This window comes from Poseidonocella sedimentorum (genome assembly GCF_900116005.1).
Lineage (GTDB): Bacteria > Pseudomonadota > Alphaproteobacteria > Rhodobacterales > Rhodobacteraceae > Poseidonocella > Poseidonocella sedimentorum.
Genome location: NZ_FOYI01000002.1, coordinates 243,122 through 269,714, shown reverse-complemented (window position 1 = coordinate 269,714; position 26,593 = coordinate 243,122). Strand labels below are relative to the sequence as shown.

Sequence of the window (26,593 nt, the reverse complement as noted above, 5' to 3'; positions counted from 1 at the left end):
GCTGTTCCGGTCGGGGCCAATCGGGCTTGGGCTATCGGGCCCAAGCTCGCCGCACGTCAGCGGATGCGCTGCTCGGTCTCGCGATCAAATAGCATGATTCGGTCCATTTCGATCTTCAGGCCGACCGACGCGCCTTCGGGTGCGGGGGCCATTTCGCCGGCTTCAACGATGATCCGCTCACCGGTCTCTTTGTGGCGAAGATAGATGTAGGACGTCCCGCCGAGCGATTCCGTCAGATCGACGCTGTGGCTCTGCCCCGCCGGATCGATCGCGATATGGGAGGGGCGCACCCCAACCGTGACCGCCTGATCGCCGGTCAGAGAAGCCGGTGCCGCGAATTGATCATCCCCGAGGCCGGGGCAAAGGATCGCCCCGCCGCGCGCCTCCCCGTCGAGGAAATTCATCGAAGGTGAGCCGATGAACCCGGCGACGAACTTGTTGTCCGGATCGCGGAAGAGATCCATCGGCGCGCCGACCTGTTCGATCTTGCCCGCGCGCAGAACCACGATCTTGTCGGCCAGCGTCATCGCCTCGACCTGATCATGGGTCACGTAGACCATCGTTGCGCCGATCTCCTTGTGCAGCCGCGCGATCTCGACACGCATCTCGACGCGCAGCTCCGCATCGAGGTTGGAGAGCGGCTCATCGAAGAGAAACACCTCCGGCCCGCGCACGATGGCCCGGCCGATGGCGACGCGCTGGCGCTGGCCGCCGGACAGCGCCTTGGGTTTGCGGGCGAGATAGTCTTCCAGCCGCAGGATCCGCGCGGCTTCGGCGACCTTTTCTTCGATCTCGGCTTTGGGGTGGCGGTTCATCTTCAGCCCGAACCCCATGTTCTCAGCCACCGTCATATGCGGGTAGAGCGCGTAGGTCTGGAACACCATGGCGACACCGCGTTCGGCGGGATCGAGCTTGGTCACGTCGCGCGCGCCGATGCGAATCGTGCCGCCCGTGGTCTCTTCCAGGCCGGCGATCATGCGCAGCAGGGTGCTCTTGCCGCAGCCCGACGGCCCGACAAAGACGCAAAATTCGCCATCCTCGATTTCGAGGTCGACCCCGTGAATGACCTGTGTCGCGCCGTAGCGCTTGATCACGTTCGAAATATTCAATCCGGACATTATTCGGCTACCAGTTCTGTCAGTCCTGCGGTTTCGGGGAAGCGCCAGTCGGAGGCGGCCCGGGCGATATCGCGCGCGGCGTCGACGATCCGCGGCACGCGTGTTGCAAGGTCGTCCAGCGTGGCGCGCGATGTGGTTGTGGTGATCGAGAGCGAGCCGAGGACGCGGCGATTGCGGGTCAGGATCGGAACGGCGACGCAGATGATACCCGGCTCATGCTCCTCACGATCATAGGCAAACCCGCGCTCGCGGATGTTTTCAAGCTCGGCCTCCAGCGCCTCGCGGCTGGCGAGCGTGTGCGGGGTGAAGGCGTGGTAGCTTTGCTGGTCCAGCGCATGTTCGCGCGCGGCCTCATCGAGGAAGGCGAGCATCGCCTTGCCCACTCCGGTGCAATAAGCCGGCCCAACCTTGCCCGCGTCGGAAAACATCGCCACCGGCCGCGTTGCGTTGCGCTTGTCGACGTAGAGCACCTGGGCGTTGTCGATCTGCGCGAGGTGGACCGTCTCCCCGAGATCCCGGCTCAGCGCATCGATGAAGGGCCGCGCGATGGGCGCGAGCGAGCTCTGTTGCCAGGCCGAATGCGCCATCCGCACCAGCCGCATCCCGAGCGCGTAGGTCTGGGTTTCGGCGTCATGGCTGAGCATCCCCTGCCGGGTCAGGGTCTGGACCAGGCGATAGAGCGTCGCCTTGGGATAGTTCGCGCGCTCGAGCAGCTCGCCGAACCGCACCGGCCGCCCGAACTCGGAGACCATGTCGAGCACGGCCAGCGCCTTCGCGACGGTCCCGTCCCCCTGCGGCGATTGTGCCATTGCTGTCCTCCCTTGCATGGATCGCAACGTCGTGGCGCGCCCATACCCTCTTGACAACCATAGGCCAGCAGGGGCTATGATTTCAATATGCAAAACTAAGTTTCAAATAGTGGAACAATCCGCGCCTTGAAACAGCAGTGAAGCGTAGGGAGGACAACATGCTTCAACTATCCAAGGCTGCCGTGGCAGCTCTTGCAATCTCCTCGTGTCTGGCCGGGGCGGCCGCCGCGGGGGATCTTGTGATCAACTTCGACGATCTCAACCCGGGGCCGAAACAGGGGTTCGACGATGCCGTCGCCCAGTTCAAGGCCGAGAACCCGGACATCAACGTCATCGTCAACAACAATGACCGCGAGGCGCACAAGACCGCGATCCGCAACTTCCTGACGGCCGATGCGCCCGATGTGACGAGCTGGTATCCGGGCAACCGCATGGCGCCGTTTGTCGATGCCGGGCTCTTCGAGCCGGTGACCGATCTGTGGGAAGAGGAAGGGTTCACCGAAGATCTCGCCGCCATCATGCCGACCATGAGCCGCGACGGAGAGATCTGGGGCGTGCCCTACAGCTACTACCAGTGGGGCATCTACTACCGCAAAGACATCTTCGACCTGCTGGAGCTCGAAGAGCCCGAGACATGGGACGAGCTTCTCGCGGCCTGCGCCAAGATGAAGGACAACGGCGTTACCCCCTTCACGATCGGGACCAAGTACCTCTGGACCGCGGCGGGCGTCTTTGACTACATCAACCTGCGGACCAACGGCTATGACGTCCACATGGATCTCACCGCCGGCAAGATCAAATACACCGATGATCGCATCCGCGAGACCTTCGCCAACTTCGAAACGCTGATCGGCGATTGCGGCTTCGTGGACAACCACGCCTCCATGAGCTGGCAGGACGCCATCGCCCCCTTCGCCAATGGCGATGCGGCGATGTATGTCATGGGCAACTTCGCGGTGGACGGGTTCAAGAACGCCGGTCTGACCGAAGATCAGATCGACTACTTCGCCTTCCCGTCGATCAACCCCGATGTGCCGCGCGCCGAGGAAGCGCCCGCGGATGCCTTCTTCATCCCGACCAACGCGAAGAACAAGGAGGACGCCCGCAAGTTCCTCGCCTTCGTTGCGCGGCCGGATGTTCAGGCCAAGTGGAACGCGACGATCGGCCAGCTGCCGATCAACTCCAAGGCCGAAGTCGGGGATGACAAGTTCATCCAGGAGGGTTTCGCGACGGTCTCGACTGCCGCGGGCCTCGCGCAGTTCTATGACCGCGACGCACCGGCCGAAATGGCCAAGGCGGGCATGGAAGGCTTCCAGCGCTTCATGACCGATACCTCCAGCCTCGAAGAGGTGCTCCAGCGCCTCGATGAGGTCCAGGCCGAGGTATACTGATCCGATCCGGCGGGCTCCCATGACGGGGGCCCGCCCTTTTGCACGGGGAGTTCTAGGATGTCGGTCATGGATGAGACGCATCCCGAAAACGCCGGTTGGCTGAAACGCAACAAGCTGGCGATCGCGCCCTGGATCTTCCTGATCCCCGCCCTTGGCTTCTTCGCGGTCTACGTGGTCCTGCCGATCTTCGAATCGATCTGGCTCTCCTTTTACGAATGGAACGGGCTCTATCGCCCGGACGGGACCAGCACGGCCACATGGGTCGGGTTTGACAACTACGCCAAGCTCTGGGGCGATCCGAAGTTCTGGATCTCGCTCAAGAACAATGTGCTCTGGCTCGTGCTCTTCATGCTCGCGGTGCCCGCCGGGCTCCTGATCGCGCTCTTTCTCAACCAGACCGTCATCGGAATGCGGCTCTACAAGAGCCTCTTCTTCTTTCCCTTCGTCATCAGTCAGGTCGTCGTCGGCCTCATCTTCGGCTGGTTCTACAATCCCGATTTCGGCGTGGTGGGCAGCGTATGGAAGGCGCTCTTCTGCGAGGAGACGGTCAACATCCTCGGCAATGCGACCTTCCGTTGCACCCGCAGCGCGCCCGATATTCTCAGCTCACCCGAGTTCGCGACATACGGCATCATCGCCGCCGGGCTCTGGCCCCAGATCGCATATTGCATGATCCTCTATCTCACCGGCCTCAACAACGTCGCCGCGGATCAGGTCGAGGCCGGGCGGCTCGACGGCGCCAAGGGTTGGCGGATGCTGTGGTACGTGGTGCTGCCGCAACTGCGCCCCGCCACATTCATCGCCGTGGTTGTGACCGTGATCGGCGCGCTGCGCTCCTTCGACATGATCGCAATCATGACCCAGGGCGGGCCCTTCGGCTCCACCAACGTGCTGGCCTATTACATGTACGAAACCGCCATCTCCGAATACGGTGAGCGCTACGGCTACGGCTCGGCCATCGCGACCGTGCTCTTCCTCATCATGCTCGTCTACATCAGCTACTTCCTCTGGCGGATGTATCAGGACGAAAAGGGAGGGCGCTGAGATGTTTCCCCGCCCCGTCAGCGCCGCCGGCACATTCGGCGGCCTCAGCTACCGCATCGCCGTCCCCATCGCGCTGGTGATCTGGCTCTTGCCACTCATCGCGATCTTCCTGACCTCGATCCGCTCGGCGGTGGACATCAACTCGGGCAATGTCTTCGGCTGGCCGAGCGAATTCCGGATGCTGGAGAATTACACCGCCGTCTTCACCCAGTCGCGGGCCGCGCTGTATCTCAAGAACTCCTTCCTGATCACGATCCCCTCGGTGGTGATCTCGGTGACGCTCGCCTGCCTCGCGGGCTATGCTCTGGCGATCTACCGCTTCCGCGTGGCGCTGCCGCTCTTCTTTCTGTTCGTCGCGGGCAATTTCGTCCCGTTCCAGATCCTCATGGTCCCGGTGCGCGACATGTCCGTCCAATCGGGGCTCTATGACACGATCGCGGGACAGTTCCTGTTTCATGCCGCCTTCCAGACCGGGTTCTGCACGCTCTTCATGCGCAACTTCATCCGCGCCCTGCCGTTCGATCTGATCGAGAGCGCGCGGATCGAGGGCGTCGCCGAATGGCGCATCTTTTGGTACGTGGTCCTCCCGCTCGTTCGGCCCGCGATCGCGGCGCTCGCCGTGCTGATCTTCACGTTCGTGTGGAACGACTTCTTCTGGGCCAACGTCTTGACCCAAGGCGAAAGCGCCAAGCCGATCACCGCCGGTGTCCGCGCGCTCAACGGTCAGTTCGTCAACAACTGGCACCTCGTCTCCGCCGCCTCTCTTCTGGCCGCGGTCCCGCCGGTTCTGATGTTCTTCCTCATGCAGCGCCACTTCATCGCCGGCCTGACGCTCGGGGCGGTCAAATGACCACCTGCTGGCGATTGGACGGGGCGCGGCAGACGCTGGTTCTCGGCTCCGAAAACGGTGCGTTGCCGCATGTGCTCTACTGGGGTCCGCGCTTGGGCCAGGATGAAGACCTCGCAGCCATCGCAGCGGCGAGGGGTGCCGATTTCACCGGCGGTTGCCTCGATGCGCCGGTTGAGATCTCGCTCTGCCCCGAAGCGGCGCGGACCTTTCCCGGGCAAGCCGGGTTGCGGGCCAGAGATGCGCGCGGCCACAGTCTTCACATGCGCTTCTCGCTTCGGGACGTCATCGAAGAGCGGGGCTCCTTGACCGTTCGGGCCGAAGATGCGGCGCTCGGGCTGCGCTATTCCGCCCAAATCCTGTCGCACCCCGCCTCCGATCTTTTTGAGCTTTCCGCCGAGTTGGAAAGTGATGCGCCGATCGCTGTGGACTGGTTCGCGGCCCCCGTGCTCCCCGTCGCGCAGGACGTGGCCGAGAGCATCGAATTTTCCGGGCGCTGGGTGGGCGAATTCCAGACCTGCCGCGTGCCCTGGTCCATGGGCGCGCGCCTGCGTCACGCGCCGTTGGGCCGATCGGGCCATGAGCACCCGCCGCTGCTCTATCTGCCCTCCGGGGCCGCGAACAACACCCAAGGCAGTGCCGCCGCGCTGCATTTCGGCTGGTCGGGTGGGCACACGATGATCGCCGAGGAGCTCCCCGACGGGCGGCGGCAAGTCCAGTTCGGCAAGCTCATGGGCAGCCACCTCGCCCCCGCGACGCGGTTTGCCTCGGGCTCCGTCTTCGCCGCCTCGTCGGAGACCGGGCTCAATGGCTGCGCCATCGCCTTCCAGCGCCACGTCCACGACGAGCTCACCTTGCAAAAGCGCATGCCCCGGCCGGTGCATTACAATTGCTGGGAAGCGATCTATTTCGACCACGATCTCGATGCGCTCAAGGCCATCGCCGACCGGGCCGCCGCCCTCGGCGCGGAGCGGTTCGTTCTCGATGACGGCTGGTTCGGCGCGCGCGACGATGACACCACGAGCCTCGGCGACTGGCAGATCGACGCGCGGAAATACCCCGGCGGGCTCGGCCCCCTGATCGACCACGTCCACGCGCGCGGCATGAGTTTCGGCATCTGGTTCGAGCCCGAGATGGTGAGCCCCGACAGCGATCTCTTTCGCGCGCATCCCGACTGGGCGCTCGGCCCGGCCGACCAACTCCTCGGGCGCCAGCAGATGGTGCTCGACATGGCGCGCACCGAGGTCCGCGAGGCGCTCTTCGGGATGATCGCGGCGGTGCTCTCGGCGCACCGGATCGACTACGTCAAATGGGATCACAACAGGCTGCTACCTTATGCCGATGCCGCTCAGGCCGAGGGGAGTTATGCGCTGCTCGACCGGTTGCGCGCGGCGTTCCCCGAGACCGAGATCGAAAGCTGCGCCTCTGGCGGCGGGCGGATCGATTTCGGTATTCTGGCCCGCACGGGCCGGGTCTGGCTCTCGGACAGCAACGACGCGTTGGAACGGCTGAAGATCCAGCACGGCGCGGCGCTCCTGCTGCCCGCCTCCGTGACCGGATCGCACGTCGGGCCGCGCCATTGCCACTCCTCGCACCGGACGCTCTCAATGCCCTTCCGCGCCTGGATCGCGGCGCAGCGGCACATGGGCTTCGAAATGGACCCGCGCGAGTTGACGGCCGAAGAGGCCGAGGTTCTGACCCGCGTGACCGCGTGGTGGAAGGCCAACCGCGACTGGCGCATGAACGCCGATATTCACCGGCTCGACAGCGATGATCCCGCCGTGATCGCCGAGCTTCAACTTTGCCGCAGCCGGGGGCGCTTCGTGGTCTTCGCAGCGCAGGCCGAGGTCAGCGCTCAGTCCGCGCCGCGCCCGCTGCGCCTTGCCGCGCTGGAGCCAGAGGGGCGCTATCGCATCTCGCTCGCCAACCGCGAGGATATCAGCGCGCTGTCCCGTGGCAAAACCGCGCTCGAGGCCGGGGATATCGTCCTGAGCGGCCGGATCCTGATGACGCAGGGGCTTGCACTGCCCTTCGCTTTGCCGGAACAGGTCTGGGTGCTTGAAGGGGAGAAACTGTGAGCGGATCTGTGCGAAATTCGGCGATCTCCTGGATTGCCGTCGATTGGGGCACGACCCACCTGCGGGCCTGGGCGATGGATGCGGCGGGCGAGGTCCTTGCCGAGGCAAGCTCTGCCGACGGGATGGGCGCGCTGACCCGTGACGGGTTCGAGCCGGCGCTGGTGCGGCTCATCGACGGCTGGCTCTCGGATGGGGTGCGACTCCCGGTGATCGCCTGCGGCATGGTCGGCTCGCGCCAGGGATGGGTGGAGGCGCCCTATCGCGCCGTCCCCTGTCGGGCGGAAGCCGGGGCGCCAGTCACGGTCGAGACCCGCGATTCCCGGCTCAGCGTCCATGTCATCCCCGGCGTGATGCAGCCGGAGCCCCCCGACGTCATGCGCGGCGAAGAGACCCAGATCGCGGGGTTCCTCGCGGCAAATGAAGGCTGGGACGGGGTGGTCTGCCTGCCCGGCACGCATACCAAATGGGCCCACCTGAGCGCGGGCGAAATCGTCAGTTTCCAGACCTTCATGACCGGTGATCTCTTCGCCGCCATCGCGGGCCATACGGTGCTGCGCCACTCCGTGACGACCGACAGCTGGGACACGGAGGCGTTCGAGGAGGCGGTCGCGGATGCGATCAGCCGCCCTGAGAAACTCGCCGCGCGGCTCTTCGGGCTCCGGGCCGCAGGGCTTTTGCACGGGCGCGATGGCGCCAGCGCGACGGCAGCGCTTTCGGGCTATCTCATCGGGGCGGAACTGGCCGCCGCGCGCCCCTACTGGCTCGGCCAGCAGGTCGCCGTGATTGGCGCGAGCAAGGTGGCCGCCCACTACGCGGCGGCGCTTGCCAATCAGGGCGTTTCCGCCAATATCTTAAGCGCGCAGGAGGCCGTTTTGCGTGGCCTTGCCGCCCATCTCGATCAGGTAAAGGCCACCACATGACCCGACCCATCATCGCCATTCTGCGCGGTGTCGCGCCCGGCGAAGTGCTCGCCGTGGGCGAGGCCCTTCTGGACGCTGGCATCACCACGATCGAAGTCCCGCTCAATTCACCCGAGCCGCTCGCATCGATCGAGGCGCTGGCCAAGTCGTTTGGCGGGCGCGGCACATTCGGGGCCGGGACCGTGCTCACCACGGGCGAGGTCCGCGACGTGGCGCAGGCAGGGGGCCAGATCATCGTCTCGCCCAATTGCGACCCTGCCGTGATCCGCGCCACGCGCGATGCCGGGCTCGAAAGCTGGCCCGGGGTCATGACCCCGACGGAATGTTTCGCGGCGCTGCAGGCCGGTGCGACGGGGCTCAAGCTCTTCCCGGGCAGCCTCATCGGCCCCGAGGGGCTCGCGGCGATGCGTGCCGTGCTCCCGCCGAACTGTCCGGTCTACGCGGTCGGTGGCGCGGGCGCAGAGAATTTCGCGGCGTGGAAGGCCGCCGGCGCGGCGGGCTTCGGCATCGGCAGCGCGATCTACAAGGCCGGGATGTCGGTGGCGGAGGTCGCCGAGGCGGCCCGGACGGTGGTCCACGCTTACGACGCCCTGCCATGAGCGCCGTTTTCGATCCGACCCCTTGCGCTCTTGGCGAGGGCCCTCTGTGGCATCCGGAGCGCGGCGAGCTGTTCTGGTTCGACATTCTCGGCAAGAGGCTTCATGCCCGGAAGGGTGCCGCCGCGCGGCAGTGGCAGTTTGATGAACACGTCTCCGCCGCCGGCTGGGTCTCCGAGGCTGAGCTACTGATCGCGTCGGAAACGAAGCTGATGGTCTTTGACATCGAGACCGGCGCATCGCGCCTGCTTTGCCCGCTGGAGGCCGGCACGGCGCAGACCCGTTCCAACGATGGGCGCGCGGATCGCAGCGGCGGCTTCTGGATCGGCACGATGGGCAAGTCGGCGGAGCCGGGCGCGGGGGCGATCTATCGGTGGTTTCGCGGCGAGGTGCGCAAGCTTTACGACAACATCACCATCTCCAACGCGATCTGCTTTTCGCCCGACGGCGCGCGCGCCTATTTCACCGACACGCCCACTGGGATCATCCAGACGCAAGCGCTCGACGGTGATGGCTGGCCCGTTGGCGATCGGGCCGTCTTTGGCCGGCCCGGCGCCGAGGGGCGCAACCCGGACGGTGCGGTGGTCGATGCGGCGGGCAATCTGTGGTGCGCGGAATGGGGCAGCGGCGAGGTTGCGTGCTACGCGCCCGACGGGGCGCTCTTGCGCCGCGTGGCGGTCGATGCGCCGCAGGTTTCCTGCCCGGCCTTCGGCGGCGAGGCCTTCAACAGGCTTTTCGTGACCACCGCGCGGCAGGACATGACCGATGACGCGCTCGCCGCAGCGCCGCTCTCCGGCGCGGTTTTCGAGCTTGACCCGGGCGCCGTCGGCCTGCCCGAGCCGCGCGTCATTCTTTAAAAAGGGGGCCGCCATGACACCGAGTTTGGGCGTTTGCTATTATCCCGAGCACTGGCCGGAAGAGACATGGGCCGAGGACGCGGCGCATATGGTCCGGCTGGGGTTGAGCTGGGTCCGGATCGGGGAATTCGCGTGGTCGAGGATGGAGCCGGAGCCGGGCGATCTGCGGCTTGACTGGCTTGATCGCGCGACCGAGACGCTCGGCGCGGCCGGGCTCAAGGTGATCCTCGGCACGCCGACTGCCACGCCCCCGCGCTGGATGATCGACAAGCATCCCGATATGCTCGCCGTCGATGCCAACGGGCAGCCGCGCAAGTTCGGCTCCCGCCGGCACTACTGCTTCAGCCACGCGGGTTATCGCGACGAAAGCGCCCGGATCGTCGCGATCCTGGCTCGCCGCTACGGCGCAAACCCGCATGTCGCCGCATGGCAGACCGACAACGAATACGGCTGTCATGACACCGTGCTGTCCTACTCCGATCCGGCCCGCCGCGCCTTTCGGATCTGGCTCGCCGCCCGCTATGACAGCATCGAGGCGCTCAATGCCGCCTGGGCCAATGTCTTCTGGTCGATGGATTACCGGAGCTTTGACGAGATTGACCTGCCCAACCTGACCGTGACCGAACCAAACCCGGCTCACGTTATGGCCTTCCGTCGCTTTTCCTCCGATCAGGTCATCCAATACAACCGGATGCAGGCCGAGATCCTGCGCGCGCATACGGACGCGCCGCTCATCCACAACTACATGGGCCGGATCACCGAGTTTGATCACTACGAGGTTGGCGAAGACCTCGATATCGCCAGTTGGGACAGCTATCCAATCGGTTTCTTGTCGGATCGGCTCGAGGCAAGTGACGCGCATAAACAGGCGTTCCTGCGGCAGGGCGATCCGGACATGCAGGCATTTCACCATGACATCTATCGCCGCGTCGGCAAGGGCCGGTGGTGGGTCATGGAGCAGCAGCCCGGCCCGGTGAACTGGGCGCCATACAACCCCGCGCCGCTGCCCGGGATGGTCCGGCTCTGGACGTGGGAAGCGTTCGCGCATGGGGCCGAAACCGTGAGCTATTTCCGCTGGCGCCAAGCGCCGTTCGCCCAGGAACAGATGCACGCCGGCCTCCTGCGGCCCAACCGGACCGAGGCGGAAGCCTCGGCCGAACTGCGCCAGGTCGCGGAGGAAATCGCAGAGCTTGGCGACGTTGAGCCTGCGCGCGCCCGGGTGGCGCTGATCTTCGATTACCCCTCCGCCTGGGCCTGGGAGACGCAGCCCCAAGGCGCGGATTTCGACTATTTCCGCCTGGTTTTCGCGTTTTACAAGGCGCTGCGGTCTTGCGGCTTGACGATCGACATCCTTCCCGCGCGCGCGCCGGACATTGCCGGATACGACCTCGTCCTCGCGCCGGGCCTGATGGAGGTGGGCGCGCCCTTCGTCGAGGCGCTTCAGGCGCAGAACGGACTGGTCGTCCTCGGCCCCCGCGCCGGGCACAAGACCGACGAAATGGCCACGATCCTGCCTGAGCCGTGCCCGATCTCCGAGCTCGGCGGCGCGTTGCTGCTTGTCGAGAGCGTCCCGCCGAGCGAAGTTATCCCGCTGCAAGGCGGCGGTGCCTTTTGCCACTGGGTTGAGCGGGTTGCCGCCACGGAGACCGTCGCGGAGCGGACTGTTGCCGGCGATCCGGCCGTACTGCGCAAGGACGGTCTCGCCTATCTCTGCGGCTGGCCCGATGCGCCGGCTCTGGGCCGGATGCTACGGGCCTGGTGCGCGGAGAGGGATGTCCCGACGCTCGCGCTGCCTGAGGGTCTGCGGCTGCGCGACACCGCCACGCATCGCTTCGTTTTCAACTACAGCGCCGTGCCGCTGACGTGGGACGGGACCCAGATCCCGCCTGCCGGTGTCCACTGGGAGATGCGCAAATGACGCCCGTCGGACCCTCGCCGCGCGGGGAGGATGTTCATGAAATCACTCTGAGCCGCGGCGCGCTCACCGCTCGGATCTGGACGCTCGGTGCCGCGCTTGCGCGTTTGCACCTCGCTCCCTTCGATCACAACCTCACCCTCGCGCCGCAAGCGCCCTCTGGGATGACCGGCCCGCTGCAATATGCGGGCGCGGTGGTCGGGCCCGTGGCCAACCGCCTGCGCAACGCGCGCCTCCCCATGCCGGATGGTGTTTACACATTGCCCGCCAATGAGCCCTCCGGCCATGTGGTCCATTGCGGCGCGATCGGGCTTCACCACGATATTTGGGAGGTGGTCGATCACGGCCCCGAGCACGCGCGGCTCGCGATCACCCGCGCGCATCTGAGTGACGGGCTCCCGGGGCATCGCAGGTTCGAAGCGCTTTACCAACTCGCCGACGATGCGCTCCACCTCACCCTGAGCGCCGAGACAGACGCGCCCACCGCGGCCAACCTCGCCCATCATCCCTACTGGGCCCTCGCAGACGCGCCGACCATTTCGGACCATACGCTCTGGATCGCGGCGGATCATGTGCTGGAGACCGACGAGGGCCTCATCCCGCTGGACGCACCGCGCGCCGTTGACGGGACGGCGTTCGACTACCGCAGCGCCCGCCGCCTGACCGATTCCGCGCGGCTCGATCACAACTTCTGTCTTTCCGATGCCCGAACCGTGCTGCGCGATGTCGCAAGGCTGATCGGCCCGAACGGCCTCTCGCTCACCATCGCCACCACCGAGCCGGGCCTGCAGGTTTTCAACGGCTTCTCCCTGCCGCGATCGGACGCGGCTCTCGCTGATGGCCGCGCGATGCGCCCCCACGCGGGGATCGCGCTGGAGCCGCAATTCTGGCCCGACGCGCCCAACCAACCGGCCTTCCCGTCCATCCTGCTTCACCCCGGCGAAAGCTACCGGCAGGAGACGGTCTATGGCATCACCACGGCGGCTTGAGCGCTGGGCGAAATGGATCGAGATCGGAGATACTTCGAATTTTCACGATTCTCTTGAGGGTTTGGAAGCAATTTGGATATCTTCGGGGGCGCGGATCATGTTAATCTCCTGTAGAGCAAGAACAGAGCGGCGCCGTTTACACCTCATGTCTCTGTTTTCGCGGCAATAGTCGCTCTTTGCTGACCCGGGCACGCCCCGGCGACTGTTTCTAAATGCGAAACAATCGCCTAAAAGTCTCGGTTTACGCCACAATTTCGCCACATTTCGGGCCAAGTTCGGCCGCATTTCCGCATCAGATTGATCTCCTCATCGGAGGTCTGTCTCGTGTCGAACCTGAATTTCCTTGGAACCCTGTCGCTCGTCAGTGAGACGATTGAGGCGTCGCAGTGGGATCTGGAATTCACCAGCGTCAACGGCAGGCCGTTTCTTCTCGCCCTTTCGGGCTACAACGATCTGCTGCTCAGCATCCAGATTCGCACGTCGGATCTCTCGGGCGCGATCCAGAGCGTTGCGCTGCCCGGGACCGGGGCGATTTCGGCGACCCTGTCGTCCGATGGCGACGGGGGCGATCTGCTTCTTGCCGGGCTTTCGGCGGATACGGTCTATTCGGTCGCGCTCCCGTCGGGTGGCCTCCCCAGCCTGTCCGAACTGGACGCGAGCGGAGGCGGGTTCTCGGCGTTCGAGGCGATCCGGATCGGAGATGACAGCTTGCTGTCCATCAACCTCGACCGCGACGGGATCACCCTGCACAGCATCACCGGCGGCTACCTCAACGCGCTCGCCTCTTTTCAGGATGACGAGACCAGCTTGCTCGAAGAGATCGACGAAGTTGCCTTCGTCGAGGTCTCGGGCGCGCAATATGTTATCGCCTCGAGCCGCGCGGAAGACGGGGTTTCGAGCTTCTCGGTAGAGAGCAACAGCCTCAGCCACGTGGACAGTTTCAGCGCCGAAGACGGGCTCGGATTTGCCACGCCAACCGATCTTGAGAGTGTCCAGTTCGGCGATCGCAGCTATGTGTTGCTCGCCAGCGAGGGCAGCCAAAGCGCGTCAACGACGCTCAGCGTGCTTGAGATTACCTCCGACGGTACCATCGCCGCGCGCGATCACATTTCGGTCAAATCCGGCAGCGCCTTCGGGCTCGGCCTGATCGCGACGGAAGCGGTGGGGGATCGTCGCTTCGTGGCGACCGCGGGCGTCCAGGGCGTGGGGCTCTTCGAGATCCTCGCAAACGGAACACTGATCAAGCATGGCAGCCTGGCATTCTCGGAAATGGACGCGGTGGACGGCGCGACCTCCATCGATATGGCGCAAATCGGGACGACGTTGCGCATCGGCCTCGGCACGATGGCGGGCGACGCGATCGGTTTCGCGAGCTTCGAAATACCGCAAGGTGACGCGCTCTTCGCGGATGATCTGGGCGGCACACTGTCCGGCACGGGGTCGGATGACGCGCTCGTGGATGGCGCGGGATCCGACACGCTGGTCGGCGGGGCCGGAGCGGACGTGTTCGTCTTCACTCAGGATGGTGAGACCGATGTCATCGACGGCTACAATCCGAGCGAAGACCGGCTTGACCTGTCGGCCTGGCAACGCATGTACGCGGCGGAGGACGCAACCGTCACAAGCACCTCAGACGGAGCGCGGATCGAATTTGGCGACGAAGTACTTGTTCTCTTCAGCGAAGGCGGCGGCGCGCTTGACGCAGAGGACGTCCGCGACAGCATCTCCGACGATTTCTTTCGCAACTGGTGGGTTCACATCCCCGAAGAAGAGCCGGATACCGGCGGCGGCGCGCCCGCAGACGATCGCGCGGTTGCCTCGGAACTCGCGGCCCTGCTCGTCACCGCGCAATCAACCACCTTGACCTCGCACGCGTCCCGCTTCGGCTATGACAGTTTGGTCGATGATATCGCCCGGATCGCCGCGCAATACGAGGCACTGACCGGCCGCGACGGCGGCTCTTCCGCGCAATCGATCGAGACCGTCTCCTTCGACGATCCTCTCGCAGGCTGAGCCCTGACGCATTACGCGTTGAACCCGGCGCTTTCCTTCAGATCATAGAGCAGTTGCAAGGCCTCACGCGGCGAGAGCTCGTCGGGGTTGATCGCTGCGAGCCGCTCCAGGGCTGGGTTTGTCTCCTGCACGGCGGGCGGCGAGGGAATGGCGAAAAGCGGCAGATCATCGATCAGCGCGGCCGCGCCCTTGCCGGCTTCGCGATCCTGGCTTTCCAGCGCATCGAGCACCTGCCGCGCCCGTGCGACCACCGCTTCGGGCAAGCCGGCCAGCCGCGCGACCTGTACCCCGTAAGACCGATCCGCCGCGCCCTTGCGCACCTCGTGCAGGAAGACGACGTCGCCGCCGTGCTCCTTGATCGCCACGGTGGCATTTTCGACCGCATCGAGTTTTCCGGCGAGCGCGGTAAGCTCATGATAGTGCGTCGCAAAAAGGGTTCGGCAGCGGTTCACGTCGTGCAGGTGTTCCAGCGTGGCCCAGGCGATGGAGAGGCCGTCATAGGTCGAGGTGCCGCGCCCGATCTCGTCGAGGATCACCAGCGCGCGATCATCGGCGCGGTTCAGGATCGCGGCGGTTTCGACCATCTCGACCATGAAGGTGGAGCGACCGCGGGCAAGGTCGTCTGACGCGCCGACGCGAGAGAAAACCTGTGAGACAAGCCCGATCCGCGCCGATTTGGCGGGCACGAAGGCGCCCATCTGGGCCAGAAGCGCGATCAGCGCGTTTTGCCGCAGGAAGGTGGATTTCCCGGCCATGTTCGGGCCGGTCAGCAGCCAGATGCTCTCTTGTCCGAGCGCGCAATCATTGGCGATGAAGGGCGTGCCGGAGTTGCGCTGCGAGGTCTCGACGACCGGGTGGCGACCGGCTTCGATCTCGAAGGCGCGGCTGTCATCGATCTTGGGCCGGCTCCAGTTTTCCTGCTGCGCAAGCTCGGCAAGGCTCGTCGTGAGGTCGATCTCGGCCAAGGCCCGCGCCGCATCGCCGATCTCGCCCGCGTGCGCCAGCACCGCCGCGCGCAACTCGTCGAACAGCCGCTTCTCGATCTCCAGCGCGTGGGCGCCCGCGTTGAGGATCCGCGTCTCCAGCTCGCTGAGCTCGACGGTGGTGAAGCGGATCTGGTTGGCGGTTGTCTGGCGGTGGATGAAGGTCTCGGCGAGCTCGGGCGTGCGCATCTTTTCGGCATGCGTCGCGGTGGTTTCGATGAAGTAGCCGAGCACGTTGTTGTGCTTGATCTTGAGGTTGGAGACGCCGGTCTGCTCGGTGTATTTGGCCTGAAGCGAGGCGATGATGCCGCGGCCTTCGTCGCGCAGGGTGCGCGCCTCGTCGAGCTCGGCGTCGTGCCCCGGTGCGATGAATCCTCCATCGCGCGCAAGAAGCGGCGGCTCGGCGACAAGCGCGTCATCAAGCTGCTCGCGCAGGGCGTCGTGGCCTTCCAGAGCGCGGGCGGCGGTGGTGAGCCGGGCGGGCGTGTCTTCGGCGGTGATCGCCGCGTGGATCTCTTCGGCCTGGCTCAGCCCGTCGCGCAGGGAGGCAAGGTCGCGCGGGCCGCCACGCTCCAGCGCCAGCCGCGAGAGCGCCCGGTCCAGATCCGGCACCCGGCGGAGCATGTCGCGCAAATCGGCGCGGAAGCCGGAAGCGCGCGCGGCAAATTCCACCGCGTCGAGCCGGTGGGTGATTTCGCCAAGGTTGCGCGAAGGGGCGGAGAGGCGCCGTTCGAGCAGCCGCGCGCCGCCTGATGTCACGGTGCGGTCAATCGTGGCCAGAAGCGAGCCTGCCCGGCCACCCTCCATCGAGCGGGTCAATTCGAGGTTCCGGCGGGTGGCTGCATCGATCTGGACGGCGTCGCCCTGGGCCTCGCGGCGCGGACGGCGCAGGAGCGGCAGCTTGCCCTTTTGCGTGATGTCGAGCCAGTCGACAATCGCGCCCATGGCCGCGAGCTCGGGCCGGGTGAAGGGGCCGAATACATCCGTCGAGGCGACCTTGAAGAACTCGGTCAGGCGTTTTTCCGCGCCGGTGCTGTCGAAACTGCTGCGCGCGAGCGTGGTAAGGCTCATGCCGATGTCCTCGGCGATGGTCGCGGCCGCGTCTTCCTGCGCCTCGCTGACGAGCAGTTCGGCGGGTTGGAGACGGGCCAGCTCCGGGCCGAGCCGGACGGGGGCGGACGGCATGACATGAAACGCCCCGGTCGAGATATCGACCCAGGCAATCGCGCCCTCGTCCCGCACCTCGGCATAGGCGGCGAGGTAGTTGTGGCGGCGCGCCTCAAGCAGCGATTCCTCGGTGAGCGTCCCCGGTGTGACGAGGCGCACCACATCGCGTTTGACCACCGACTTGGAGCCGCGCTTCTTGGCTTCAGCCGGGCTTTCGAGCTGTTCACAGACGGCAACGCGAAAGCCCTTGCGGATGAGCGTGAGCAGGTAGCCTTCGGCGGCATGGACCGGCACGCCGCACATGGGGATATCATCGCCCTGATGCTTGCCGCGCTTGGTCAGCGCGATGTCGAGCGCCTCGCTCGCAGCGACCGCGTCATCGAAGAACAGCTCGTAGAAATCGCCCATTCGGTAAAACAGCAAGGCGCCGGGATGCGCGGCCTTGATGTCGAGATATTGCGCCATCATCGGCGTGACGGGCTGGTCCTTGTTGCTCACGTGTCGTCCCCGGTTCGGATCGGCGCGACCTTAGAACCCATGGCGAGGGGAGGAAAGTGGGAAGGTGCGTCATCGCTTGCCCGCCGGTGGGGCCGCGTGCAAACTGGGGCCCGGACCGAACAGGAGCACGGCGGCATGACCATCTGGAATCTCGGGTCGATCAACGCGGATCACTTCTATCACGTGCCGCACATCCCCGCCCCGGGGGAGACCTTGGCTTGTTCTTCTCTGCGCACCGGGCTCGGGGGCAAGGGGGCGAACATGTCGGTCGCGGCGGCGCGCGCCGGGGCGCATGTGGCCCATATCGGTGCGGTCGGGCCGGAGGGTGGATGGGCGCGTGACCGGCTCATGGAATACGGTGTCGACACCCGCCATATCGCACAGGTCGCCCAGCCGACGGGCCATGCGATCATTGCCGTGGCGGACGGGGACGGCGAAAACACGATCCTGCTGTTTGGCGGGGCGAACCATGCGATTGACGAGGCGATGGTTGGCGCCGCGCTCTCGTCGGCTTCGACCGGCGATACCTTCCTGTTTCAGAACGAGACATCGGCGCAGGGATACGCGGCCGAAACCGCCGCCAAGCTCGGGCTTCGCGTGGCCTATGCCGCGGCGCCCTTCGATGCGGCGGCGGCGCGGGCGGCCTTGCCGTTTCTCGATTTTCTCATCCTCAACGAGATCGAAGCCGAACAGTTGGGCGCGGCCGTGGGCAAGCCGGTGTCCGAGATGGGGGTGACCGATGTGATCGTGACGCTCGGCGGCGCGGGGTGCGATTGGTATCACCGGGGCGAGAAACAGAGCTTTAGCGCCGTGCCCGTCACCCCGGTGGACACCACTGGCGCCGGCGACACCTTTACCGGCTACGTGCTCGCGGGGCTCGACCGTGGGATGAGCATGGCGCAGGGGATCAGCCTTGCGATGCGGGCCGCGGCGCTCAAGGTCACACGGGCCGGGACGGCGGATGTCATCCCCGATCTGGCGGAGGTGGAGGCCTTTGCCTCAGCCCCCGACAAAGGGCGCGGCTGAGCCCCAGAGTTCGCGCACCCGTTGATCGCGGCGGCAGCCTTCGCGGTAGCGCTCGTAGGCCTCATCCTGCTGGACATAGCCAAAGCGGGTCAGCACGCGATTGGTGCCTTTGTAGTAATTCTGGTGGTAGTCCTCGGCGAGGTAGAATTGCCCCGCGGGCAGGATCGGGGTCACGACCTTGACCCCCAGAGCCGCTTCGGCCTCCGCTTTCGCGGCCTCGGCCGCGCGGGTCTCGGCGTCGCCCTCGGCGAAGATCGCGGTGCGATAGGATTCGCCCCGGTCACAGAACTGGCCGCCCGCATCCGTCGGATCGACGGAACGGAAGAACAGATCGAGCAGGGTCTCGACGCTCACCTGACCCGGATCATATTCGATCTGCACGGCCTCGTAATGCCCCGTGCCACCGCGCGTGACCTCCTTGTAGGTCGGGTTTGCCGTGGTCCCGCCGGTGTAGCCCGAGACAACCTCTCGCACGCCATCGACCTTTTCGAAATCGGCCTCCACGCACCAGAAACACCCGCCGGCGACGGTCAGCGTCCGGCTCTCAGCGGCCCGAAGTTCGGTGCAGGGGAGGATGAGGGCCAACGCAAGCGCGAAGACGAGAACGCCGGCTTTGATGTTTGCGATGTTGCGGGTCACGGGGGACACTCCTTCTCGAACTGCGCCCAGAGTGACGGAGGGGGACCCCTGCGCCAAGAGGGTGCAACCGGATGTCACGAGGAGGTGACAGCCGGTGAGGCGCCCGCGACAGGCAAGGCCCCGTCGTTTGAAGCCACCCGCTCCGAGTTTTTCGCCGTCTGAATACCAACTGTTTAGATATGAAACGGTAGAACGACATAGGTTTTAAGGATTGCCGGGCGCATGTACCGCTTGATCGAATGTATTACGCAAGAGCACCTCTTTGGGTTGGTGGCTCTGGCGGCAACGGTGTGCCTGATGGGATCGTTGCTCACGGTGAGGCTTGCCCGCCGCATGGTGACGAGCAATGGCCGGCGCAGGCAGTGGCAACTCTTCCTCGCCGGTATGATCGGCGGGACAACGATCTGGTCGACCCATTTCGTCGCGATGCTGGCCTACAATCCCGGGTATCCGCATGGCTACGAGCCCGTCCTGACCCTGCTTTCGCTGGCCGTGGCCTTCTCGGGAGTGCTCGCATCGCTCGCGATTCTGGCCTACTGGCGCTCCGCCATCAATCTGATCGCGGGCGGGTTCTTGCTTGGGCTGTCGATCGCCGCGATGCACTACATGGGTATGCTGGCCTACAAATTGCCGGGCGAGCTTGTCTGGGATGCGTCGATCTTGCGGGCGTCGATCCTCTTCGGCGGGATTTTCAGCGCCCTTGCATTTCACCGCGTCAAGCATCCAACCACGAAATACTGCTGGATAGGCGGCGGCATCCTGATGTTCCTTGCGATCAACGCGGTGCATTTCATCGGCATGACCGCCTTCGAGATCGAACTCAGCCCCCTTGTCGAAGTCCCCGAGCAGATCCTCCCGGATACGACGCTGGGCATCATGGTTTTCGGCGTGACCACGATCCTGTTTTTCGTCGGTTTCGTGGGGATGAGTATCGAGACGAATGTCGAGAAAGAAGCACTTGCCCGTGTGGATCATATCGCCTCCCACGATCAGCTCACCGGCCTGCCCAATCGCGTCATGCTCACCAGAAAGGCCGACGGTTTCTCAAAAGCCCTTGCGGAAGATCCGACCTACCGTCTCGCCGTGGTTTCGATAGATCTCAGGAAATTCAAGGAGATCAACGATCTGCGCGGAAACCGGGCCGGCGATGCGGTGCTCATTCAGATCGCGCGCCGATTGCTTCTGAGCTGCGACAGTGGCGAGGTCGTGGCGCGCACCGGCGGGGATGAATTTGTCGTGGTCAAACCCGGGTTGCGGCGCCTCGATGAAGTCCGCGCCTTTTGCGACCGTCTGCTGGCGCAGATCGCCGAGCCGATCATGTTTCACGAGTCGCCCATAGCGGTTAGCGTGGCCATCGGTGTGGCAAGCTCGCTCGAAGACGGGACGGAGTTCCCCGGTTTGCTCCAGAAAGCGGATCTCGCGATGCACCGCGCCAAGGCCACGCCCGGGTTCGATTGCATCTTCTACAACTCCGAGATCGACCGGCAGAACCGGGATCGTTTGGTCTTGCTCAATGACTTGCGCCATGCCGCCTCACGCGGCGAGCTCGAACTGTATTACCAGCTTCAGAACGATGTCTGCACGGGGGCGGGCGTCGGCTTCGAGGCGCTTCTGCGCTGGAATCACCCGGATCGGGGGCGGATTTCGCCGTCGGAATTCATTCCCCTAGCCGAGGAGTCCGGCCTCATCCGCGATCTCGGGCTTTGGGTAATGAAAACGGCCTGCCGCGAGGCCGCGCGCTGGGATCGCCCGCTCGGCATCGCGGTCAACGTCTCGCCGCAGCAACTCGCCCAGCCGAGTTTCGTGGAGCAGTTGTCCGACATCCTGATCGAGACCGCGCTTGCGCCCGAACGGCTCGAGATCGAGATCACCGAAGCGAGCATCATCGACGATCAGGACCACGCGCTGAAGATCATGCATCGCATCCGGAAAATGGGTGTGCGCATTGCGATGGATGATTTCGGCACGGGCTTTTCCTCTCTCGCGATGCTGCAGGCCTTTCCGTTCGACAAGATCAAGATCGATCAGGGTTTTATCCGCGACGTTCACCTCTTTTCCGAACGCGCCGCCATCGTGCGCGCGACCCTGCTTCTCGGCAACGCGCTGAAAATCCCGGTTCTTGCCGAAGGGGTGGAGGTCGCGAATGAGCTCTCGTTCCTGCGGCGCGAGCGTTGCCAGTTCGTGCAAGGGTTTTTCTTCGGCAAACCCATGCCGGTAGAGGAGGCGCGGGCGCTCGCCTGTGACGCCTCCGAGGCAAAAGTCTCCTGACACCTCGGGCGATCCGACCTGTATGATGGCGACCCCGGCAGGATTCGAACCTGCAACCTGCCCCTTAGGAGGGGGCTGCTCTATCCAGTTGAGCCACGGGGCCGGCCGTGCCGGATCTCCGGCGGGGGCCTTTTCGCCCGGGCCGCGCCGCAAAGCAAGTCTCGCATTGCTTTGGACAATCCCCCGCAAGCCCGGTAATACGTGCCAACACGATCCATCCAGGACACTTCCTTGACCAGACAGGCCCCCCGCCCCTTGACCCTGCGCGATGTTTCCGAAGCCTCGGGCGTCTCGGAAATGACTGTCAGCAGGGTGTTGCGAAATCGCGGCGATGTCAGCAAGGCGACGCGCGAGAAGGTGCTCCTTGCGGCCAAGCAGTTGGGATACGTGCCCAACAAGATCGCCGGGGCGCTGGCGAGCCAGCGTGTCAACCTCGTGGGGGTGGTCATTCCGTCGCTGAGCAACATGGTCTTTCCCGAAGTGCTATCCGGCATCAACCAGGTGCTCGAAGACACCGGCCTGCAACCGGTTGTGGGCGTGACCGACTATCTTCCTGAAAAAGAAGAGAAAGTCATTTACGAGATGCTGAGCTGGCGGCCCTCGGGGCTGATCGTTGCCGGTATCGAGCATAGTGATGCGAGCCGGGCGATGCTGGTGGCAGCCGGGATTCCGATTGTCGAGATCATGGATATCGACGGGACGCCGGTCGATTGCGCGGTGGGCATTTCCCATCGCCGCGCGGGCCGTATGATGGCGCAGGAGATCCTCAAGGCGGGCTATCGCCGCATCGGGTTCATGGGGACCAAGATGCCGCTCGATCACCGCGCCCGCAAACGGTTCGAGGGGCTCACCGAGGCGCTGGCCAAAGGCGGTATCGAGATCGCCGATCAGGAGTTTTACTCCGGGGGTTCGGCGTTGGCGAAGGGGCGCGAGATGACCGACGCCATGCTCCAGCGCTCGCCGGATCTCGATTTTCTCTACTATTCGAACGACATGATCGGCGCGGGCGGTTTGCTCTACCTGCTGGATCGGGGGGTCAAGGTGCCCGAGCAGATCGGCCTCGCGGCGTTCAACGGGGTGGAGTTGCTGCAAGGCTTGCCGCAAAAGCTCGCGACGATGGACTCCTGCCGCCTGGAGGTGGGCCGGACGGCGGCGGAGATCGTGGCGGCGCGGGTTGCCGATCCCGCGGCGATGGTGCAGCGGGTGGTCGAATTGACGCCTAAGATCAGTTTCGGGGAAACGCTGCGCCGCTCATGAGCCTTGCTGCCGCAACGCGTGGCCGGCGAGGTAGAGCGAGCCGCAAATGAGAATGCGCGCGGTCGGGGCCGTTTTCGCGAGCATCGACAGGGCCGACTCAAGATCCTCTGCGGGTTCGACCGTCGAAAAGCCGCCCGATCGCGCGGCGGCGGCGGTTTCGTTTGCGCTGAGGGTCGCCGCTTCGCCGGGGATCGAGACCGCGGTGAGGCTGTCCGCGACGCGCGCGAGTGGGGCGAGATAGCCGCTTGCGTCCTTGGTGTTGAGCATACCGCAGATGAGATGCGTCTGGCGCTCTGGCATCGCGCGCAGTGTTGCGGCAAGGGCCGCGCCCGCGGCGGGGTTGTGCCCGCCGTCGAGCCAAAGCTCGGCTTCGGGTGCGAGTGCATTGAGGGCGCCATCGCGGAGCCGCTGCATCCGCCCGGGCCAGACCGGCTTCGCCACCGCCGCGTCGCAGGCGGCCTCGTCAAAGCCGAGGTGCCGCAACGCCATGATCGCGGCGCCGGCGTTGGCGATCTGATGCGCGCCGGGCAGAGACGGCAAGGGCAAATCGAGCAACCCGGTTTCATCCTGAAACAAGAGCCGTCCGCGCTCTTCGCCCACGTGCCAATGCTGCCCGTGTACCAGAAGCGGCGCCCCGAGCCGGGCAGCACGCGCCTCGATCACATCGAGCGCCTCGTCCTGTTGCGGACCAACGATGCAGGGCACACCGCGCTTGATGATCCCGGCCTTCTCGCCCGCGATCTGGTTCAGACTGTTCCCGAGAAACCCCTCGTGATCCATCGACACCGGCGTGATGATGGTCAGCGCGGGCGCGTCGATCACGTTGGTGGCATCAAGCCGGCCACCGAGCCCGACTTCGAGCAGGGTGAACTCCGCCGGCGTGCGGGCAAAGGCGAGGAGGGCGGCGCAGGTCGTGATCTCGAAATAGGTGATCTGCGCGCCGCCGTTGCTCTCGTAGCACTCATCGAGAATCGTGGTCAGCGCGTCTTCGGTGATGAGCTCTCCGGCAAGGCGGATGCGTTCGTGAAACCGGACGAGATGGGGCGAGGTGTAGGCGTGCACGCGCTTGCCCGCCCCTTCGAGCCCTGCCCGGATCATCGCCTGGGTCGAGCCTTTGCCGTTGGTCCCGGCGATGTGGATAACCGGCGGCAGGGCGCGCTCGGGGTGGTCGAGCCGCTCCAGAAGCGCCCAGACCCGGTCGAGCGTCAGGTCGATGATCTTGGGATGCAGCGCCATCATCCGCTCGAGGATGGCGTCGGAGCCGGGCTTGGTCATTTTGCCTCGGGTTTTGCCCCGGTGTCGGGCTGGGCCTCGGCCGGAACCGGCGCGCTGTCTTCGGTCTTGGTCGCCTGCTCCGGCGCGGGCAATTCGCCGTGCACCGCGGGGGGCAGGCCGAGCAGCATCCGGGTGATGGTGATGAGCTCTTCGCGCATCGCGCCGCGTTCGACGACCCGGTCGATCATGCCATGTTCGAGCAGATATTCGGCGCGCTGGAACCCGTCGGGCAGCTTTTCACGGATGGTCTGTTCGATGACGCGCGGGCCGGCGAAACAGATCAGCGCGTTGGGCTCGGAGATGTGGATATCGCCCAGCATCGCGTAGGACGCGGTGACGCCGCCGGTCGTCGGGTGGGTCAGCACGACGATATAGGGCAGGCCCGCTTCCTTGAGCATCTGCACCGCGACGGTTGTCCGCGGCATCTGCATCAGCGAGAGGATCCCTTCCTGCATTCGCGCGCCACCGGCAGCGGAGAAGAGGATGAGCGGGCGCTTGAGCCGGACGGCCTCCTCAGCGGCGGCAACAATCGCATTGCCGACATACATGCCCATCGATCCGCCCATGAAGGAGAAATCCTGCGCGGCCGCGACGATCGGCGTTCGCCCGATCTCCCCGGCGGCAACCAGCATCGCCTCGGCTTCACCGGTTGCTTTTTGCGCGGCACGCAAACGGTCGGGGTATCTCTTCTGATCCTTGAAGTGCAGCGGGTCGGCCACCGGCGCCGGGACGGAGACTTCGGCGAAGATGCCGCCATCGAAGAGCGCGGTGAACCGGTCGCGCGGGGTAAGCGCCATGTGGTGGCCGCAGTTGGTGCAAACGTTGAGGTTCGCACTCAGCTCGCGGTGAAACAGCATGGTCCCGCATTCGGAACACTTCTGCCAGAGGTTCTCGGGGGTCTCACGCCGGGAGAAGAGCGAGTTGATCTTCGGCCGGACGTAGTTGCTGATCCAGTTCATGCGGCATCCCGTCTTGAGGTCGCCTTCAAATAATCGGACCCGGGCTGAATTGCAATCAGCGGCGGAGCGCGATGCGAATTGCGAGCCACATCAAGCCGAGGAGACAGAGGGAGACGAAAAAGTTCGGGTCGAGCGGCGCGGTTGCCTGGGGCGCGTGGCCCGTGTGTGGTGGGCTCAGCCAGAGGGCGAGGCCGGAATCCGCGCCGTCGCGCTCGCCCCAGAAGAGCGACGCGTAGACATTGTTGGCGAGGTGAAACCCAATGGCCGCCCCGAGCGATCCGGTTCGCGCGGTCAGATCCGAGGCGGCCAGGCCGAAGGCAAACGCCCAAAGGACATAATGCACATCGCCGATCACATCGCCTTGTCCGTCGTAGTGAGCCAGCGCGAAGAGCACGTTGGGCAGGATGAGCCAGACGCGCGGATCGGGAAACCGCACCGCGAGCTGTTGCTGCAGGTAGCCGCGAAACAAAAGCTCCTCGGCGCTCACCTGAACGAGCAGGGCGGAGAGCGAAACCGGCAGAAGGAGCAGCCAGAGCAGTGGCGGTTTGCCAAGCGACATCCCGCCCCAAAGCCACGGCGGCAGCAGTTCAACGGCTAGCAGAAGTGCCGCGCCGGCGAGAAAGGCGACACGCAGATCGGGCCAGAGTCGCGCGGGATCGCCGAGAAGCGACCACAATCCCCGCCCATCGGCGCAGCGCAGAACGACAAGCAGCGCGGCCGAGAGCAGGCCAAAGGAAAAGAGTTGGACAAGAAGGCCGATCGCGGTCGCGCCGGTGCTAACCTCGGCGCCGGACGACACGACGCCAGCCCGCTTCAGGGCCAAGACCGTTGCGAAGAGCGCGATCAGGAAGATCGCCTCGATCGTAAACAGCAGAAGGGCCACGCGCCCGAGCCCCGGAAACCTCCGGGCGGGCGCGCAGAAGGCCGCGTGGGGGGCGTAGGGCCAGGGCCGATTCATACGCGCAGGGCGAGCCGCGCCGCGAGCCAGCTGACGAAGAGCGCGGCGATATCGAGCGCGATCATCGGGCGCAGGGCGGGGTCGGCCATGTCCACCTGCATGCTGAAGAGCGCGAGACCGTCGAGCGGGCCGGTGGCGCTGACGACGAGGATCGCGAAAAAGTTGTTGAACGCGTGGAAGCCGATGGCGGCCCCGAGCGAGCCGGTTCGGGCGGTGAGATCCGCGGCGGCGAGGCCGAAAAGGCTCGCCCAGGCCACGATGAGCCAGGCGTTGCCGCCCATGCTGGCCGGATCATAGTGCAGCAGGCCGAAGGCGAGCGAGGGCAGGACAAGCCAGACCCACCGCGCGGAAAACCGCGCGGCGAGTTGTTGTTGGAGATAGCCGCGGAAGAGCACTTCCTCCGAGCCGGTCTGCACCAGCACCGCGAGCAGTGAGAGCGGTAGGATCGAGAGCCAGTCGCCGAAGGGCAGGTTTTCGCGCGGCGAGATCCCGGTGCCGCCATCGCCCCAGGGGGGCAGGAGCCCGAGCACGATCTGCAGGATGGCGAGCGCGGCCAGCACGCGCAGCCCGTCGCGCAGCGCCCGGGCCGGAGGGCCGATGAGCGACAGGCCGGGCCGGTGATGGAGGAGCCGGGCGGCGACCATGGCGCCGATGCTGAGGAACCCGAATGCAAAGAGCGAGACCAGCACCGTGATCGGGCGCCCCGGCCGATCGGCAAGAGCGCCGGAGGACACAAAGACCGTATCGAGCGCGATCCCCAGCCCGATGACGATCGCCGCCACGGTCAGGAGCCCCGCGACGAGCCGCCAGATCTGGGCCCCGGCGCGGGCGGGGGCGACGAAGGCGTCATGCGGGTCATAGTGCATTTGCGAAACCTAGGCGCAGCGCCGCGCGGGTGCAATCCGCCAAAGCCGCCGCCCTCGTGGGCGCTTGCGCGCACGGGCGTCGTCACTTAGACGATGACAAACCGCAGCCGGGGAGCCAGC

Annotated in this window: 21 protein-coding genes and 1 tRNA gene; 13 read left to right on the top strand and 9 right to left on the bottom strand. The window is 65.5% G+C overall.

Features of this window, described 5'->3' with window-relative positions:
- Nucleotides 1-56: 56 nt before the first annotated feature.
- The gene (locus tag BM353_RS04265) at nucleotides 57-1,118 is read right to left on the bottom strand and encodes an ABC transporter ATP-binding protein (protein WP_092076967.1); all 1,062 of its coding nucleotides are present in this window, start codon (nucleotides 1,116-1,118) and stop codon (nucleotides 57-59) included.
- Nucleotides 1,118-1,927: an IclR family transcriptional regulator gene (locus BM353_RS04260; RefSeq protein WP_092076965.1), complete on the bottom strand. Its 810-nt coding sequence runs from the start codon at nucleotides 1,925-1,927 to the stop codon at nucleotides 1,118-1,120. Before BM353_RS04260 ends, BM353_RS04265 begins: the two co-directional genes overlap by 1 nt.
- A gap of 158 nt (nucleotides 1,928-2,085) precedes the next feature.
- On the opposite strand from BM353_RS04260, the gene BM353_RS04255 reads away from it, so the two are divergent.
- The 10 genes from BM353_RS04255 (at nucleotide 2,086) to BM353_RS04210 (ending at nucleotide 14,577) form a co-directional block, all read left to right on the top strand.
- The gene (locus tag BM353_RS04255) at nucleotides 2,086-3,318 is read left to right on the top strand and encodes an ABC transporter substrate-binding protein (RefSeq protein WP_092076963.1); all 1,233 of its coding nucleotides are present in this window, start codon (nucleotides 2,086-2,088) and stop codon (nucleotides 3,316-3,318) included.
- Between the two features lie 57 nt (nucleotides 3,319-3,375).
- On the top strand, nucleotides 3,376-4,362 hold the full coding sequence (locus tag BM353_RS04250) for a carbohydrate ABC transporter permease (RefSeq protein WP_092076961.1): 987 nt from the start codon (nucleotides 3,376-3,378) through the stop codon (nucleotides 4,360-4,362).
- A gap of 1 nt (nucleotide 4,363) precedes the next feature.
- Nucleotides 4,364-5,212, top strand: a complete 849-nt coding sequence (locus BM353_RS04245; RefSeq protein ID WP_092076959.1) for a carbohydrate ABC transporter permease — start codon at nucleotides 4,364-4,366, stop codon at nucleotides 5,210-5,212.
- The gene (locus BM353_RS04240) at nucleotides 5,209-7,287 is read left to right on the top strand and encodes an alpha-galactosidase (protein ID WP_092076957.1); all 2,079 of its coding nucleotides are present in this window, start codon (nucleotides 5,209-5,211) and stop codon (nucleotides 7,285-7,287) included. The genes BM353_RS04245 and BM353_RS04240 overlap by 4 nt, the downstream gene beginning before the upstream one ends.
- The gene (locus tag BM353_RS04235; protein ID WP_281248105.1) at nucleotides 7,284-8,207 is read left to right on the top strand and encodes a 2-dehydro-3-deoxygalactonokinase; all 924 of its coding nucleotides are present in this window, start codon (nucleotides 7,284-7,286) and stop codon (nucleotides 8,205-8,207) included. Before BM353_RS04240 ends, BM353_RS04235 begins: the two co-directional genes overlap by 4 nt.
- Entirely contained in the window at nucleotides 8,204-8,806 is a 603-nt protein-coding gene (locus tag BM353_RS04230) for a 2-dehydro-3-deoxy-6-phosphogalactonate aldolase (RefSeq protein ID WP_092076955.1), read from the top strand. The genes BM353_RS04235 and BM353_RS04230 overlap by 4 nt, the downstream gene beginning before the upstream one ends.
- Nucleotides 8,803-9,660 (top strand): SMP-30/gluconolactonase/LRE family protein, encoded by an 858-nt coding sequence (locus BM353_RS04225; protein ID WP_092076953.1) that lies wholly within the window; start codon nucleotides 8,803-8,805, stop codon nucleotides 9,658-9,660. Before BM353_RS04230 ends, BM353_RS04225 begins: the two co-directional genes overlap by 4 nt.
- A 13-nt stretch (nucleotides 9,661-9,673) precedes the next feature.
- Nucleotides 9,674-11,578 (top strand): beta-galactosidase, encoded by a 1,905-nt coding sequence (locus BM353_RS04220; protein ID WP_092076951.1) that lies wholly within the window; start codon nucleotides 9,674-9,676, stop codon nucleotides 11,576-11,578.
- Nucleotides 11,575-12,564: an aldose epimerase family protein gene (locus BM353_RS04215; RefSeq protein ID WP_092076949.1), complete on the top strand. Its 990-nt coding sequence runs from the start codon at nucleotides 11,575-11,577 to the stop codon at nucleotides 12,562-12,564. The genes BM353_RS04220 and BM353_RS04215 overlap by 4 nt, the downstream gene beginning before the upstream one ends.
- Nucleotides 12,565-12,888: 324 nt before the next feature.
- Entirely contained in the window at nucleotides 12,889-14,577 is a 1,689-nt protein-coding gene (locus tag BM353_RS04210; RefSeq protein WP_143104093.1) for a calcium-binding protein, read from the top strand.
- An 11-nt stretch (nucleotides 14,578-14,588) separates the two neighbouring features.
- On the opposite strand, the gene mutS is transcribed toward BM353_RS04210, so the two are convergent.
- Nucleotides 14,589-17,195, bottom strand: coding sequence for a DNA mismatch repair protein MutS (gene mutS, locus BM353_RS04205; protein ID WP_092077543.1), 2,607 nt, complete (start codon nucleotides 17,193-17,195; stop codon nucleotides 14,589-14,591).
- Between the two features lie 165 nt (nucleotides 17,196-17,360).
- On the opposite strand from mutS, the gene BM353_RS04200 reads away from it, so the two are divergent.
- Nucleotides 17,361-18,251 (top strand): ribokinase, encoded by an 891-nt coding sequence (locus BM353_RS04200; protein WP_092076945.1) that lies wholly within the window; start codon nucleotides 17,361-17,363, stop codon nucleotides 18,249-18,251.
- Here the strand turns inward: BM353_RS04200 and msrA are convergent.
- Entirely contained in the window at nucleotides 18,225-18,890 is a 666-nt protein-coding gene (gene msrA / locus BM353_RS04195) for a peptide-methionine (S)-S-oxide reductase MsrA (RefSeq protein WP_092076943.1), read from the bottom strand. The two genes, BM353_RS04200 and msrA, sit on opposite strands and share 27 nt — an antisense overlap.
- A gap of 297 nt (nucleotides 18,891-19,187) precedes the next feature.
- Here msrA and BM353_RS04190 point away from each other — a divergent pair, with 297 nt between their 5' ends.
- A complete protein-coding gene (locus BM353_RS04190; protein ID WP_342742205.1) occupies nucleotides 19,188-21,158 on the top strand; it encodes a putative bifunctional diguanylate cyclase/phosphodiesterase in 1,971 nt (656 codons plus the stop codon).
- A gap of 26 nt (nucleotides 21,159-21,184) precedes the next feature.
- Here BM353_RS04190 and BM353_RS04185 read toward each other — a convergent pair.
- Nucleotides 21,185-21,261: transfer RNA gene (locus BM353_RS04185), tRNA-Arg, on the bottom strand.
- A gap of 128 nt (nucleotides 21,262-21,389) precedes the next feature.
- On the opposite strand from BM353_RS04185, the gene BM353_RS04180 reads away from it, so the two are divergent.
- Nucleotides 21,390-22,415 carry a LacI family DNA-binding transcriptional regulator gene (locus BM353_RS04180; protein ID WP_092076939.1) on the top strand — a complete coding sequence of 342 codons (1,026 nt, stop codon included), beginning with the start codon at nucleotides 21,390-21,392 and terminating at the stop codon, nucleotides 22,413-22,415.
- Here BM353_RS04180 and BM353_RS04175 read toward each other — a convergent pair.
- The 4 genes from BM353_RS04175 to BM353_RS04160 all read right to left on the bottom strand — a co-directional run bounded on the left by BM353_RS04175 (nucleotide 22,410) and on the right by BM353_RS04160 (nucleotide 26,473).
- Nucleotides 22,410-23,690, bottom strand: a complete 1,281-nt coding sequence (locus BM353_RS04175; protein ID WP_092076938.1) for a bifunctional folylpolyglutamate synthase/dihydrofolate synthase — start codon at nucleotides 23,688-23,690, stop codon at nucleotides 22,410-22,412. The two genes, BM353_RS04180 and BM353_RS04175, sit on opposite strands and share 6 nt — an antisense overlap.
- The gene (accD, locus tag BM353_RS04170) at nucleotides 23,687-24,649 is read right to left on the bottom strand and encodes an acetyl-CoA carboxylase, carboxyltransferase subunit beta (RefSeq protein ID WP_092076935.1); all 963 of its coding nucleotides are present in this window, start codon (nucleotides 24,647-24,649) and stop codon (nucleotides 23,687-23,689) included. The genes BM353_RS04175 and accD overlap by 4 nt, the downstream gene beginning before the upstream one ends.
- A gap of 55 nt (nucleotides 24,650-24,704) precedes the next feature.
- Nucleotides 24,705-25,532 (bottom strand): CPBP family intramembrane glutamic endopeptidase, encoded by an 828-nt coding sequence (locus BM353_RS04165; protein ID WP_177220447.1) that lies wholly within the window; start codon nucleotides 25,530-25,532, stop codon nucleotides 24,705-24,707.
- Nucleotides 25,533-25,603: 71 nt separating this feature from the next.
- Entirely contained in the window at nucleotides 25,604-26,473 is an 870-nt protein-coding gene (locus tag BM353_RS04160; protein ID WP_092076931.1) for a CPBP family intramembrane glutamic endopeptidase, read from the bottom strand.
- Between the last annotated feature and the right edge of the window lie 120 nt (nucleotides 26,474-26,593).